Origin of the sequence: Candidatus Accumulibacter aalborgensis, assembly GCF_900089955.1 — a bacterium.
GTDB classification, from domain to species: Bacteria; Pseudomonadota; Gammaproteobacteria; order Burkholderiales; family Rhodocyclaceae; genus Accumulibacter; species Accumulibacter aalborgensis.
Genome location: NZ_FLQX01000109.1, coordinates 38490 through 53343 on the forward strand (window position 1 = coordinate 38490; position 14854 = coordinate 53343).

12 protein-coding genes are annotated in these 14854 nt (G+C 61.3%); 1 reads left to right on the plus strand and 11 read right to left on the minus strand.

Features of this window, described 5'->3' with window-relative positions; all coding sequences use genetic code 11:
- Positions 1 to 146: 146 nt before the first annotated feature.
- Entirely contained in the window at positions 147 to 353 is a 207-nt protein-coding gene (locus ACCAA_RS10300) for a hypothetical protein (RefSeq protein ID WP_186407158.1), read from the plus strand.
- Here ACCAA_RS10300 and ACCAA_RS10305 read toward each other — a convergent pair.
- The 11 genes from ACCAA_RS10305 to ACCAA_RS10355 all read right to left on the minus strand — a co-directional run.
- On the minus strand, positions 350 to 2521 hold the full coding sequence (locus ACCAA_RS10305) for a putative bifunctional diguanylate cyclase/phosphodiesterase (protein ID WP_186407159.1): 2172 nt from the start codon (positions 2519 to 2521) through the stop codon (positions 350 to 352). The genes ACCAA_RS10300 and ACCAA_RS10305 overlap by 4 nt on opposite strands.
- Positions 2512 to 3132, minus strand: a complete 621-nt coding sequence (locus ACCAA_RS10310) for an MEDS domain-containing protein (protein WP_186407160.1) — start codon at positions 3130 to 3132, stop codon at positions 2512 to 2514. The genes ACCAA_RS10305 and ACCAA_RS10310 overlap by 10 nt, the downstream gene beginning before the upstream one ends.
- A gap of 197 nt (positions 3133 to 3329) precedes the next feature.
- Entirely contained in the window at positions 3330 to 4757 is a 1428-nt protein-coding gene (locus ACCAA_RS10315; protein ID WP_186407161.1) for a pyridoxal phosphate-dependent decarboxylase family protein, read from the minus strand.
- 3 nt (positions 4758 to 4760) lie between these two features.
- Entirely contained in the window at positions 4761 to 5015 is a 255-nt protein-coding gene (locus tag ACCAA_RS10320) for an acyl carrier protein (protein WP_186407162.1), read from the minus strand.
- Entirely contained in the window at positions 5015 to 6520 is a 1506-nt protein-coding gene (locus tag ACCAA_RS10325) for a hypothetical protein (protein WP_186407163.1), read from the minus strand. Before ACCAA_RS10325 ends, ACCAA_RS10320 begins: the two co-directional genes overlap by 1 nt.
- On the minus strand, positions 6517 to 8100 hold the full coding sequence (locus ACCAA_RS10330) for an amino acid adenylation domain-containing protein (protein WP_186407164.1): 1584 nt from the start codon (positions 8098 to 8100) through the stop codon (positions 6517 to 6519). The genes ACCAA_RS10325 and ACCAA_RS10330 overlap by 4 nt, the downstream gene beginning before the upstream one ends.
- Before the next feature lie 379 nt (positions 8101 to 8479).
- Positions 8480 to 8932 (minus strand): D-aminoacyl-tRNA deacylase, encoded by a 453-nt coding sequence (gene dtd, locus ACCAA_RS10335; protein WP_186407165.1) that lies wholly within the window; start codon positions 8930 to 8932, stop codon positions 8480 to 8482.
- A gap of 66 nt (positions 8933 to 8998) precedes the next feature.
- Complete coding sequence (locus ACCAA_RS10340; RefSeq protein ID WP_186407166.1) at positions 8999 to 9145, minus strand: hypothetical protein; 147 nt, start codon at positions 9143 to 9145, stop codon at positions 8999 to 9001.
- A gap of 207 nt (positions 9146 to 9352) precedes the next feature.
- Positions 9353 to 12370 (minus strand): type I restriction endonuclease subunit R, encoded by a 3018-nt coding sequence (locus ACCAA_RS10345; protein ID WP_186407167.1) that lies wholly within the window; start codon positions 12368 to 12370, stop codon positions 9353 to 9355.
- Positions 12371 to 12551: 181 nt separating this feature from the next.
- Positions 12552 to 13958, minus strand: coding sequence for a restriction endonuclease subunit S (locus tag ACCAA_RS10350; RefSeq protein WP_186407168.1), 1407 nt, complete (start codon positions 13956 to 13958; stop codon positions 12552 to 12554).
- Positions 13948 to 14854, minus strand: a 907-nt coding sequence (locus ACCAA_RS10355; protein WP_186407169.1) for a PDDEXK nuclease domain-containing protein, incomplete at its 5' end; no start/stop codon positions are given. The genes ACCAA_RS10355 and ACCAA_RS10350, both read right to left, overlap by 11 nt.

Consider the following 14854-nt stretch of genomic DNA (forward strand, 5'->3'; position numbering starts at 1 on the left):
AATGCCCTTTCCCGCCGCCGCGGCGACCGCAGGGACAGGGCCAAGGCTCGCCAACCGCGCGAACAAGCCAGTATACTCGCCGCCCGCTTCGCTGCGCTTTCCTGCACCACCCTTGGCAGCGCAGCCAACTGCCGGCGGAATGGCGAATGCTCGCGCCGATCATTGCCATCTCGGGAATGTTCACCTTCGCCTGGACCGCCAGCGTCCTGGTCACCATCGTCGACATGGGACTGAAGCTGCCGCCGACGCGAGTCGACCTAAAGGCGATCACCGAAAAGTATCACGCGGCCGCAGCGAAGCAGGAGCAAGCCGCCGCGGGCAAGAAGCCGTCAACACCGGCCGGCAAGGCCTAGATCCGCAGGCTGTGCTGAGCGAAGGAAGGGTATCGGTCGTCGTCGTGGCCAAACGACAGGACGGCGGGCGTGCATAATTCCTCGAAGTCGGCCAGCGGCAATGGGCGGCTGAACAGGTACCCCTGATACGCATAGCAACCCTGTCGGGCAAGAAAATCCCTCTGGGCCTCGGTTTCCACACCCTCGGCGATGACCTCCAGTCCGACACTCTCGGCCAGGGCGATGATCATCCTTGAAATGGCCGCATCATGGCGGTCGGTGAGGATGTTCCCGACGAAGCTCTGGTCGATTTTGAGTTGATCCAGGGGAAGCCGCTTCAGGTAGGCAAGAGAGGAATAGCCGGTGCCGAAGTCGTCCAGTGAGAAACCCACGCCCCTCGTTTTCAGTGCCGTCATCTTGGCGATGGCGCTTGCTTGATCCTTCACCAGTAGGCTCTCGGTAAGCTCCAGTTTGAGCCGGTGCGCGTTCGCTCCCGTGCGCTCGAGCACCGCCAGCACCTGGTCGACAAAGTCATGGTGGTGAAGCTGACAGACGCTCACATTCACCGCAATAATGAGATGGGCCATCTCCGGTCGGGCGGCCCAGAGGGCGAGCTGGACGCAGGCAGTCTCCAGCACCCAGAGGCCCAGGGGAAGGATCAGGCCGGTTTCTTCGGCGACGTGAATGAATTCGAGGGGAAGTACCAGTCCGCGCTGCGGATGCTGCCAGCGCAACAGCGCTTCGACTCCGGTCAGACCGCGCTGGCCATCGACCTGCGGTTGATAGAAAACACGAAACTGATTGTTCGGGAGCGCCTCACGCAAGGCCGCTTCGAGCAGCGCGCGAATCGCGACCGCCGCCTGCATCTCCGGTTCGAAGAAGCGCAAGGTGTCTCGGCCTGCAGCCTTGGCCTGGTACATGGCGAGATCGGCCTGCTTCAGCAGATCGTCGACGCTGCCCTGGCTATCGGATATGAGGGTGATACCGATGCTCGGCGTGCTGCTATAGGTGTACTCGGCAAGTTGGTACGGTTGGTTCAGCGTGGTCAGGATCTTCCTGCCCACCGCGTCGGTATGGGCGATTGCCTGGTGCAGGCTCTCGCCCAGGTTTTCAAGCATCACCACGAATTCGTCTCCCCCCAGTCTGGCCACTGCGTCACCCTCACGCACACAGGTCGTCAGGCGCTTGCCGACCTGCTGGAGCAGCAAATCGCCGATGTCATGGCCGAGCGTATCGTTGAGGACCTTGAAGTGATCGAGATCAATAAACAGCAGCGCGCCATATTGTTTACTGCGTGCTCTGGCGGCAATCGCTTGCTTGAGGCGGTCGATCAGCCGCCGGCGGTTGGGCAGGCTGGTCAAGGGGTCGAAGAAGGCCAGATTCCTGATCTCGTCTTCTGCCGCCTTGCGCGCGGTGATATCTTCAGCCGAGGAAAGCGTTCCCGTCACAGCACCCGTCTCGTCGCGCAGCAGGGTGTTGTTCCAAGCCATCATCAAGGCCCGTCCTCCAGCCGTCATGATGCGATTCTCGTAACGTTCGACAAGGCGCGTTTTTCCCGCCATGAGGCTTGAAAAAACCTGGCGAAGCGCTCCGATTTCGTCGTCGGGAATGAAGTGTTCGAACCAGTTCATGCCCACAAGGCTGCTTTCGGGCAGGTCAAGAATCTGCGCTCCTTTCCTGTTGATCATCGTGATTCGCCCATTTCGGTCAAGCGCCATGAGCATCACACCAGCCACATCGAGATACCGCTTCACCAGATCTCGCTCCTTGGCCAGTTCGCTGGTTCTTTCTGCCACCTGATGTTCAAGCAGTGATCGGTGCCCTTCAATGACTCGCCGCTGCTGTCGCTCCTCCATGATCAGCGCCACCGTGAACGAGAAATTGCGAATATGGTCGATATAGGGCGCAAACGCTTCGCTATCGGTCACGCTGAAAGCCAGTTCGCCGAAATCGCTGGACCCTGCGGTGAGCCGGAAGCGCAGGCTGGAATCCTTCCCGTTGGCAACACTCGCTTGAAAAGCAACCAGACTGACCCCCGGAACGTCGCCAAGCCCTTGCACCACGAACGGAAGAATGGCCGTGTCAGGGAGCGAAGCGACGACGCTTTGCATCAGCAGGAGTTGCCCGAGCACTCTGGCATCGGGTACGGAATGTCCGATCATTTCGCGATCCCGGAGGGTCAGCAGCATCGCGCCAGATATTCCTCGGGTGGGGTATAGAATGGATTGTGGACCACCGTGCCGCGGATGATCATCAAGGGATGAACCTTGAGTACCTGCATGATCGTCGCTCCGTCAAAAGCCCTGGCGTTGTATTGGCAGACGGCGGTTACCGGATGTTCCTTGAGCAGAAGGCTGACCCGCGATTCATACTCCATCAGGCGAGAACCACCGGGAACATGCTGTACCTCCGAGGTCATCTCACCGATGACGCGCGCCGCGGGGAAACCATTGGCGACCGAGTCGGTATGGTACTGCGCCAGTATGGCAAGCATGCGGTCGGGGTCGAAGCGGCCATCCTGAAAATAGACATCGTGGGTCCCGGCATTCGAGAACGTTCCCGACTCCTTGAGTTGGCCATACGACATATTCCGTTCGGCCAGATAGCTATCAAGATGGGCTTCATCGAGTTGCTCGGTGAAGCACGCGGTTCGCTCTCCTGCCTGCAGACCGCTGCGCAGAAATTCGAGCAAGGCATGCAGTCTTTCCCCCTCGCTGGCGAAAACCTGGCAGACATGTACACCGGCCGGAAATGTCTGCTGCGTAAACCCGAGAGACACCATCTGCGGTTCGTTCGCCATGGCCGTTCTCCTGCGTATTTTTTTCACGACAAGACACCCAGAAAAACTGCTGTCATGAGTCACCTTGGCCACAGTGGCCACACTTTGAGTATAGCCCCATGCCTCATCGCAAGGGTGGAATCTCGATTGCTGGCGTCAGCGGTATCCTCGTCGAGGCGATTCTCTGCGCCGGCGCAGCCCATTCGCCTGTGGAACGTTCAAGGCGTGAGCGACGTGGCGACATCCTTGACGGCAGCCTGGAGCATTGCAACGTCGTCAAGCGTCGTTTGCCAGTTGTCGAACGCGGCGCGAATCGCCGCCTGGCCATTCCAGATGGTTCCGGTGACGAACGCGCGGCCGTCTTCCTGGATGGCGCGAACCGCCAGGCGGTTGAGTTCGTCGGTCGCCGCCTTTCCGCAGCCCTCGCGGACAATGCGAAAGCAGACGATGTTCAGCGGTGCGGGATTCATCAGTTCGACGTCGGGCGTCGCCTCGACCCAGCGTGCAAAGGCGGCTGCATGGTCCACGCAGCGCTCGACGAGCGCTCGGTAGCCCTCCCGGCCAAACGCCTTGAGCGCACACCAGGCGGCGAGCCCGCGGAAGCGGCGTGACATTTCCGGAACATGCGTGAACGGGTCCCAGCCGCCGCTGCCGACGACATAGGCGCCGCTCGCAGCAAACGCTTCGCGCAGGATGGCCCCGTCGCGAACGAAGGCGAAGCCGCTGTCGTAAGGCACGTTCAGCCACTTGTGCGCGTCCGACGCAACGGAGTCCGCCCGCTCGATGCCGCGCGTCAGGTGCGCGAGCCGCGGCGACGCGCTGGCGAAAAGGCCGAATGCGCCGTCCACATGTAGCCAGGCGCCACCGGGGTGGGAATCGCGCAGATCGGCGAGCGCGGCGATGTCGTCGAAGTGGCCGCTGTTCACCTCGGCCGCGTTGCCGACGATGATCACCGGTCCGTCGATGTCGCGCAGCAGGGTCGCCAGCGCCGCGATGTCGACCGAGCCGCCCGGCGCCGATGCCTTGCGCACCTGTTTGCGGCCAAGGCCGAGAGTGCCCAGGCATTTGACGGCGCTGAGGTGGATCTCCGTACTGGCCACGACGACGATCGGCGAATGACCCGCGAGCCCTTCAGCCGCCGCATCAAAGCCCAGTCGCCGGCCGGCCCACTGGCGCGCCGCGATCAGGCCGACGAGGTTGGCCATCGTCGCGCCGCTGGTCAGCGCACCGGCCCACTCGACAGGCAAACCGAAAAGTTCCTTGAGCCAGCGCAGGACGACGAGTTCTGTTTGCGCCGCAGCGGGGCTGCTCGCCCACAGCCCCGCGTTCTGGTCGATCGCCGAAGCGAGCCAGTCTCCGGCCAGTGCGGCTGGCGTCACGCCGCCGGTCACGAAACCGAAGAAGCGAGGACCTGGCGACGCAGTGATGCCGCGTTCGGCGCGCTCGAACCACTCGTCAACCACGGCGGCAGGATCGCTTCCGGTCTCCGGTAGCGGCTCGTCGAGCGCCGCTGCCATTTCGTCCGGGGAGGGCGCGCGACTCACCGCGCGCTCCGCCAGCGAGGCGAGAAAAGCGTTGGCCAGTCCGTGCGCCCGTGCGAGCGCGCGTTCCGTCGCCGCGGCTTGCGCATCGCGTCCGGCGTTCATGCGCTATCCCTCAGTTCTTGAATCGACGAAAGACTCGATTTCGTTGATTGAATCAAGGAGTCCGACGTCAAATTCAACGCTGGAAAAATCAATGCCAAACGACTCCTCCAGGTGCATGACCAGCATCATCATGGAGAAGGAATCGAGTCTGCCGCTGACGAAAATTGATTCGCTATCCGTGAGATCGTTCCGATCACCGTGTTTTGCCAAGGTTTCCCTGAGAAATTCGCGCAATTTCTCTTTACCGCTGATGTTCATTAACTCACTCCAAACAGGCTGGCCAAAAAAGAGAGACGTTCACCGAGGGTGTGGTTGCGCGACTCGTCGCTGAAGACATGCAGGCAGACGACAAACGACCAGACGAAGAGGAACGAATGAAGTCTGCCAAAAAAAGTCGCCGAGGGCTTGACTCCCATGCTCGCACGAACCTGAGAGACGCCGACACCGGTCGCCAGAATGAGGCAATAAAAGGCATAACTGGTGTAAGTCTCAAAAGCTCCCGCCAGACCCATTGTGGCCACCACATCGATATCCCGGATGAAGTGCCAGATGGCATTCCCCACACCGGCGGCCATGAAAGTGGCGAAGAACATGCGCAGACGTGGGTGATTGCGAAAGGTCGTGAAGAAGGTCGGCAAAAAGAAGAAATCAACCAGCAGCTCCTTGAAATAGTAACTGAAGCGATTGAAATACTCCATCAGTGTTCTTGACTCAAGTGGCCGCCAGGTATTGCGCGCCAGTCTGAAGCCTGCCAATCGCGCTACGCCAACAAATAAATGACCGCCATATGCCGCCTTCAAACAGAATTTGGTTGTCGACCAGATCAGCGATGCCCAGCCGACATGAATCGAAAAAGGTTGATGGTGGAGAAACGCATCCATCGCCAGTTCCACACTCGGGACTTGCAGGTGATCTTCAAAAAACCAGGTGAGCGCTAATTTTAGCGCGAGCAGTATGTTGGCCCAAAGGAGCAACTTGAGGCCCTTGATTTGCGTGACTGCGAGGTCTCTAGGCGTCTTCGACAACGCCTTGCGCAGAAAGGCAGCCCCCTTGCCAATCGGAATCGACGAGCTACTCCAGAAGGGGCGAAAAACGCCCAGTTGAAAAAGTGGTGGACTAGCCTCACGCGAGCGCTGATCGATGATCGCATAAGCCAGAAACCACAGGTAGCGCGTGTAAACGATCAGGATCGAACACAGGAGCACACGAGACAAGCCTTGAACGCCGTCCAGAGACGTGAGGCCGCACAGGACTGCCGCCAGCCCGATCAACGTCATTATGGGTCGGCGCGCAAAGAACCAAGTCTTGTCGCGGCGAGCCAACCACAAGGTGCACCATGCACAGATGAGAAAAAACAGCGTCGCTCCACAGGCCAGCGCCAGTGGCGAAATATTCTCCACGTATTCCTGTTCCATCACGTTACTGATGTAGTCCGGAACAAAAGTCTTCGAGAGCCACAAGTACAAGAATGCGACCACCCACGTCGCACCGAAGATGATTGCGTTGCGGTATTTCGGAAAAAAAGCGGACGCCATGGCGGCGCCAACGACCAGAGCGGCATGCCACCAGTCGTAACTCGTTGACACAGTTGCCAGCGCGACAAGACCAATCACCAGTCTGCCAATCATGATCTGGGCGAGCGCGATGCAATTTTCTCGCTCGTCTATCGCCAGAATGCCGCGCAGCCTTCGTCCGTCAAATAGCGTGCTGCCGACGCGCTGCAGAGGATTTGGCGTGCCAGTTTCGGTAGGCATCTGGTTCATGGAGATTCTTGGTCGAGCAACTGAAGGAGTGCGCGACGGTCCACCTTTCCGCTTGCGTTGAGCGGCATGTGCTCAAGGGCAATAAGCCGGCTCGGAACCATGTAAGCCGGAAGCCGCGCCTTGAGGTCGGCAATGATCTGGTCGCTGTCGATCGTTTGGCCACCGACAAAGCTGACCAGCCCGCGCGCCATCCCGTCCAGCGAAGGCCAGGCGACCGATCCGACGACATCCGCGTGGCTGACGATGCGCAAGTGTGCGTCGACCTCCTCCAGTTCTACTCGATAGCCCAGAACCTTCACCTGGTTGTCGATGCGGCCGAGGCAATGAAAAGTCCCGCCATCGTCGCGCATCGCCAAATCTCCGGTCCGGTACCAGCGCTGGCCGTCAAGCATTGGAAAGCGGGCCGCCGTCAGGTCGGGCGCGTCGAGATAGCCTTCGGCAATCTGGGCACCGGCGACCAGCAGTTCTCCCGTCGCGCCGTCCGCCACGACCTCACCGTTTTCGCTCACCACCATGGCTTCGCTACCCGGCAGCGGCGTGCCGACGGCCACGAAGTCTCGCCCTGGGGTAAGTGGAATCGGTCTCGTAATCGCTTGACCAAGGCAGAAAACGGTCACCTCGGTCGGACCATAGAGATTGTAAACCGCGCTGTTGGTGGCCGTCGTTTGCCAGGCCGCCACGGTTCCCGCGGGGAGTTGTTCGCCACCGAAAACCGTGACCCGTAGATCAGGCAGAATACCGGGACTGAGGGCCTTGACCTGGCGCAGCATGCCAACCAGAGATGGCACTGAGTTCCACACCGTCAAGCGGGACTGGCGCGCGAACTTGACGGCATTCATGACTACCGTTGCCGGCAGGATATGCAGCGATGCGCCCGCCTGCCAGGTCGAAAACATATTGTGCACCGAGAAGTCGAAGCTCAGCTCGCAGGGCTCGAGCGCCCGGTCGCTGGCTCTCAGGTCCAACAGAGGGGTGATCACCTCAAGGTAATGCCGAATCGACCGTGTCGGGATCATCACACCCTTCGGAACCCCCGTCGTCCCGGAAGTGAAAATGATGTAGGCGGTATCATTCGCCTCCATCGGCTGTGGTTCGCCAGCTTCGGTAGCCGGCAAAGACTCGATGTCTACCAGCTCGACTTGGCTGTCCGGCGGCGCATCCAGCTCATGCGCCGCATGAATCACCAGAGACGGGCAAGCGCCCAGCACCCTCCTGCTGAGCAGCTTTGCTCCCTCTTGGTCAGCGATGATCGCCGAGAGACGACAAAGAGACAACAGCGTGAGAAGGCGCTCCTCTGGAAGTTTCAGACTGAGCGGAACATAAGTGGCACCGGCCCAGCACGCGCCAAGCAAAGCAACGCAGGCATCAATCCCGCGCGAAGCCAGGATGCCCACTCGCGGCGGGGTGCCGTCCTGGCGCTGCCAGTTGGCGCGGCGCGTCAGGCATTCTGCCAGCGACGCCGCGCGCTCGGCCATCTCTCGGTAACTAACCGAGCGGTCTTTGTAGACCACAGCGATAGCGTCTGGCGTTGCGAGGCTGTGGCGATGCACTGCGCACGCCAGGTTATAGTTGATGGACATGGTTTCCGGGCTCGAAAAGGGTCGCTTTATCGAAATGTGACTAACGCTGCGTGCCCAAAGACCGCCGCGTTCTCAGGTCGCCCTAATCCCGCACCGAAATCAATGAAGGGCGTTGCGCAAGTTTGGTGAGCACCTGATCTATTGAAAGGGAGGTATCGACGATACCGGGATCGAGACCTGCAGACTCGGCCGAGTGGCGCGACAAGAAGGATGGAAAATACCACCGCAGGGGCAGGAGTATAGGTGCGCCGATCAACGGCGGTCAAGGTCGGCTCTCGCTGCGGCGAGACCCTGAGCACAGACCTTTGCCTGGCTCGGTCTCGCCAGGTAAAGGCCGGTGAGGCGATTGGTCAGGACCGGCGAGTGCCCGGCTACCCGGCTATTCCGGCGAGTGCGAATCGATACTGATCGTCACCGGACCGTCGTTGATCAGGTGCAACTGCATCTCGGCGCCAAAGACGCCGGTGTGGACCTGGCGGCCAAGCGCCTGCTCGAGATGCTCGACAAAGCGCTCGAACAGGGGCTGCGCCAGTTCCGGTCGGGCAGCGCGACTCCAGGAGGGGCGATTGCCCTTCTTCGTCGAAGCGAAGAGGGTGAACTGGCTGACCGCCAGAATCTGACCCTGGGCCTCGACGACGCTGCGGTTCATTACCCCGCTCGCGTCGGCGAAGATGCGTAGCCTGGCAAGCTTGGCAGACATCCAGAGCAGATCGTCCTCGGTGTCGCTGGCTGTGAAACCTGTGAGGACGAGCAAGCCCGAGCCGATGGCGCCGACCACCTGTCCGCCAACCTCAACCCGCGCCGATGCGACTCGCTGCACGACGACTCTCATGGCGCTGCCCTGGCGCCAGGCCTCCGCTGGCTGCAGACCGCCGAGGGCGGGCGCCGGTGCTTCAGTTCACTCGTCACGGAGGCACGCCTCGCCTGTGGTCGGAGGTCGTGACGCAAGCCAGGCGGCAAAGGCGGCGAGGGCCAGCGACGGGCTGTCGGTCACCCTGTGTCCGCCGTCGCCGTGGCGGGTGTGCGCTTGGGGGTCGTCGCTCATGGTCGACGCATTCTAACCAGAAACGTCGCGCAGGACGTTCATCCTGAAAACCTCTGTTGGCGGGGAAAATCCCGTTCATGCTTCGACAGGCTCAGCACGAACGGGATTTTCTCGGCTCACCCAACGGGTGAGCTTCCGTTCGCCCTGAGCAGCCCGCGTAGCGGGCGTGTCGAAGGGCTCTCTTGTCATCAACCGAGGTTTCTAGGTTCATCGGCTGGTGATCGCGTACACCATGTCGCCGACGAAGCGCCGGAACGACTCGTTCTCGACGAACTGCTTGTAGACCAGCGTGTCGTCCTTGAGGAGGATTTGCATCACTTTGTTCAGCGCCTGGTCGTGCGCCACGCGCGCGGTGTGTGGCGTGTTCTCTTTGGCGTTCTGGTAGCCGGCGTTGGCGGCGACCTTCGGCGCGATGTCGTCCAGGATGCGTTTGACGATGCGATCGGCGTCGTCGAACAGCGTGCCGAAGTGGTCGTTGAAGGTCTTCAGTATTTCGCTCAGGCGGTCGAGTTCGGGTTGAGGCTGGTGACCACCGCCAGCCGTCGGCGCCGGTTCGATCTCGGCGTCGGCGTCGGCCAGCGCGATCTTCATCGCCGCCTTCTTCTCGACGCGGTAGGTATCCATGTCGATCGTTTCGAGGATGCCATGGGCGAGGTCTTCCTCCTGCGGCGCCGGTAGCTTGGCCGTGAGCAGGTTGAGCAGGATCGAGAGCTTCTCCCATTCCGGGTTGCTGCACGGCATGACGGCGGCGAGGAAGTCGTAGGCGCGGCAGAACGCCCTGGCCTTGCCCTTGAAGTCGACCTGCTGGTCCTCGTCGAGCGTGTCGGTGTACACCGCGACACATGCGTCGAGGAGAGGATCAAGGCGCTCGCGGTCGGCGCCGGCGAGGAACAGGGCGACGAACTCCTGCACCTGCGCCGGCGAGTACACCTCTGCGCCATCGAGCGCCAGCTTGAGGTCGTGCAGCTTGTTGGGGTCGGTCTCGTCGGCGAGCAGCGTCGTGCGGTAGTAATCCTGGAAGGCGAAGGTGATCGCCTCGCTGTTGTTCTGGAAGTCGAGGACGAAGCAGTCGTGCTTCAGCGGATGCGCGCGGTTGATCCGCGTCAGCGTCTGCACCGCCTTGATTCCGGCAAGCGCCTTGTCCACGTACATCGAGTGCATCAGCGGCTCGTCGTAGCCGGTCTGGAACTTGTCGGCGCAGATCAGGAAGCGGTACGGGTCGCTCTGAATCTTCTCGGCGATGTCGCCGCTGGCAAAGCCGTTCACCGACTCCTCGCTGACCCTGGCGCCGCCGCCACCACTCTCGTGCTCGCCGGAGAAGGCGACGATCGCCCGGTACGGGCTCTTGCGCTCGACGAGGTAGGCCTGGAAGGCGTGGTAATACTGGATCGCGTGCGCTATGCCGCTGGTGACCACCATCGCCCGCGCCTGGCCGCCGATCTTGCCGGCGGCGAGCACCTGCTCGTGAAAGTGGTCGACCATGATCTCGGCCTTGAGCCGGATCGCGTGCTCGTGACTCTCGACGTAGCGGCGCAGCTTCTTCTTCGCCTTCTTCTTGTCGAACAGCGGATCGTCCTCGATCTTCTTGATCAGCTTGTAGTAACTGTCGACCGGCGTGTAGGCCTTGAGCACGTCGAGGATGAAGCGCTCCTCGATCGCCTGCTTCATGGTGTAGCTGTGGAACGGCCGATGCCTCACCTTGCCCTCGGCGTCGGGCGGCAGCGCCTCGCCGAACATCTCCAGCGTCCGGTTCTTGGGTGTCGCGGTGAACGCGAAGTAGCTCGCGTTGGTCAGCATCCTGCGTGCCGCCACGCGCGCTTCCAGCGCGTCGTTCACCGTATCTTCGGGGTCGACGGCCTCGCCCGAATCGCCCGTCGCATTAGCCAGGACGCGGCTCATTGCCGCCGTGGTCTTGCCGCCCTGGCTCGAATGCGCTTCGTCGATCAGGATGGCGAAGGTCTTGTCGCCCTGTGTGGCGATCTCGTCGAGGATGAAAGGGAACTTCTGCACCGTCGAGACGATGATCTTCCTGCCCTGCACGATGAAGCGGCGCAAGTCGCCCGAGTGCTCGGCGTGGCCGACCGTCGCGCCGACCTGCATGAACTGCTTGATCGTCGTCTGTATCTGGGCATCGAGGAGGCGCCGGTCGGTGACGACGATCACCGAGTCGAAGATCGCCTTGCCATCGCGCTTGACGCCGATGAGCTGGTGTGCGAGCCAGGCGATCGAATTCGACTTGCCGCTGCCGGCCGAGTGCTGGACGAGGTAGCGCCGTCCGGCGCCGTGGTCGCGCACGTCGGCCAGAGACAGGCGAACGACGCCGAGCTGGTGGTAACGCGGGAAGACCTGCGTGCGTTTCTTCCTGCCCGTCCTGGCGTCCTTCGTCTCGACGACCTGCGCGTAGTTCTCGACGATGTCGGTCAGGCCCGCCGGCGTCAGAATCTCCATCCACAGGTAGTCGGTCTTGAGACCGTCGTTGGGCGGGTTGCCGGCGCCGTCGTGGTAGCCCTTGTTGAAGGGCAGGAACCACGAACCCTTGCCCTTGAGTTCGGTGCACATCCGCACTTCGCTGTCGTCGACGGCGAAGTGCACGACGCAGCGGCCGAACTGGAAGAGCTTCTCGCGCGGGTCGCGGTCGCGGCGGTACTGCTCGACGGCATCCTCGACGGTCTGTTTGGTGAGGCGGTTCTTCAGTTCGAAAGTGATGATCGGCAGGCCGTTGATGAAGAGCCCGAGGTCGAGCGCACGGCGTGTCTCGTCGCTGCTGTAGGCGAGCTGGCGAGTGAGCGAGAAGCGGTTCTGCGCGTACAGCGCTGCCGCCTTGGCGTTACCTTCCGATGGCGTAGCGTGGAACAGGTCGAAGTGGCCGGCGGGATGGTGGTCGATTCCCTTGCGCAGCACGTCGATGACGCCTCGCCGGCCGACCTCGGTCGACAGGCGGGCGAGGAACTTCAGGCGGTTGAGGTTCCTGGCGTCGCCGGTGTCGGCGATCGAGAGCTTCCTGAACGCGTCGGGCTGCGTAGTGCGCAGGAAAGCGAAGAGTTGCGGCACGTCGAGCGCGTGTTCCCGGTCGTAGTCCTGTGCGCTGCCGGCGAAGTAGCCCGTTCCGCCGTAGGGCGCGGGCGCCTCGGCGACCATGCCGGGCGTGACTTTGATGCCGTCGCTGCCGGTCATGTGGCGCATGATCAGCGTTTCGAGGCCTTTTTCGCTGGTGTCGGTGGTCATCCTGGAAACCTCTGCTGATGACACGAGAGCCCTTCGACACGCCCGCTGCGCGGGCTGCTCAGGGCGAACGGAAACTCACCCGTGGGATGAGCCGAAAAAATCCCGTTCTGCTGAGCCTGTCGAAGTATGAGCCTGTCGAAGCATGAACGGGATTTCCCCCCGCCAATGGAGGTTTTTAGGTTCATGCCGCAATTTCTTCGTCGATGATTTCAGCTTCGTCGCCAAAGTCGACGGCTTCGTCGGCGGTTTCGGACTGGGCTTCATCGGGCAGTTTCGCCGCTGCCTCGCGTACGTCGAGCTTGCCGGTCACCACATCGGCGACGAGGCGGGTGCGGTATTCTCGCAGCAGCTCGATCTCGCGTGCGAGCCGGGAGATGGCGTGCGTCAGTGTGCGCGTCTCGGCCTGGATACGCGCGAGCAATTCATCCTGCTCGGGCAGCGGTGGAATCGCCAACTTGAATCGTTTGAGGTCCTCACACGTGATGGCACCCTTCGTGCTGCCGGCATCTTCGCTTGATGCGCGAAGTTGCAAGTACGCAGCCGTCAGCGCGAGATGAAGGAACGCGGCAGTTGTGATCGGTACTCGCGGAGTGATGAACGCGATATGCTGATTGATGGTCGCCTCGAAACCGAGCACAGCAGACATGCCGCGCGTCTTCCCTTGGCCTGTAATGGCCACGAGCACGCTGCCAGCCGCGACTTTGGGAAGATGGCACTCGCGCAGCGCGGCTGCGGTCACGAATTGGTCAGCGCTATCTATGAAACCGCGGTTTACTTGAGAACTGTTGAGCCAAGGACAGACCCCTTTTGTCCAGTAGCCTGGGTTGGCACGAGAAGGCGTCGAGCCGTTGCCTACCCGGGCAAAATGACTAACACGCCAAACTTCCCAGTGCTGTGGAATGTCGCCGAGCCAAGGGGTGCCTGTGGGTTTGAGAAACACGGACGGGTCGAGGCCGCGGGTGACGGCGCGGTGGATGATGGCCTGCTTCTGTTCGTTGAGCAGCGCGATCACCTTGCGCTTTGCCCGGATCGTTCGCTCCAGCCGGCCGGTCGCCCAATCCAGAAAGCGCACGATCGCGGCCTGCTCTTCGGGCGGGGGGAAAGGTACGCGTTGCCCCCCGAAAGCAGCATAGCGGAAGTCAGTCGAACGTTCTCGAATCCCGCGAGAGAGCGCAAGAATCCATTGGGACCTCGCCATCTCGCGGACGATGAACGCATAGTAGTACGCGTTGGCGCCGCTCCTTGCCTGACAAACCGCGTAGACCGGCGTGGCTTTGCCATCGCTATCCGATACACCTACTGCTCCCGCGAAGGCATCCATCGCATGAATGACAAGATCCCCCCTGCGAATCCCTTGATAACCGAGTTCATAGATTGCTTCGGTAAAGCCAGCCAAGCGGCGGTTCTTGCGGAGTGTCACCATGCCATCACGGAAACAGGTAACGACGCCATCGTCATCTCTAACGGGACGTTCCATCTTCGTGAAGAGCCGTTTCGCACGTTCTTCATGCCAATGCGCCGGAATTATTGGCGACCAGAGTAGCCCCGACTCCTTGTACTCCGCATATGGCTTGAGGTCAGCGATCATCCCCGTCTCCTTGCTCGTCCTCAGCGAGATCGGCAATCTGCTCAGCCAGAACCTCCTGTTCGCGGACCAACTCGGCGCGCAGTTCTTCCTCTGAAGGCAGGACGAGTTTGTACTTGGTCGCGAAAAGCTGTTCATTCCCGTGTAGCACCGAGTAGCGGACGACCGACTGGTCTTTCCGGGCGCACAGGATGATTCCGACGGTCGGATTGTCCTGCTCGCCGCGCCGCAGATCGTCGTACATGCGCACGTACATGTCCATCTGGCCGATGTCCTGGTGCGTCAGTTCGTCGGTCTTCAGATCGAAGAGAACGAAACACTTGAGCAGGTAGTTGTAGAAAACGAGGTCGAGGTAGAAATCCTTCGACTCGGTGCTGATGCGCTGTTGGCGGGCGACAAAGGCAAAGCCCTTGCCAAGCTCCAGGAGAAACGACTGCAGATGGCCGATGAGCGCGTCTTCGAGACTCGATTCGAGCAGCTTGCCGGTGTTGGGCAGGCCGAGGAATTCCAGCATGACGGGATCGCGAACGAAATCGCGCGGGGTGAGTGCCAGCGCGCCAATTCTTGCGGCCGCTTCTTCGCGAACGGGTAGACGATCCTGGCTCGCCAGCAGGCGCTCGTAGTACAGCGTGCCGATCTGCCGGTCGAGCGCCCGCGTGCTCCAGTTCTGCTGGGCGGCTTCATTCATGTACCACAGGCGGGTATCGGCATCTTCGACGCGCAGAAGCGATCGGTAGTGGGTCCAGCTCAATTCGCGACGCAGTGCGTCGCGAATTGGAAACAATTGAAAAAACAGCCGCATGTGGCGCAGGTTTGTGACGTCGAAGCCCTTGCCGAACGAATAGCGTTTATCTGCCGCCCCGAGGACGTTCGGTCCAAGCGCAGGCGTATCGCGGCAG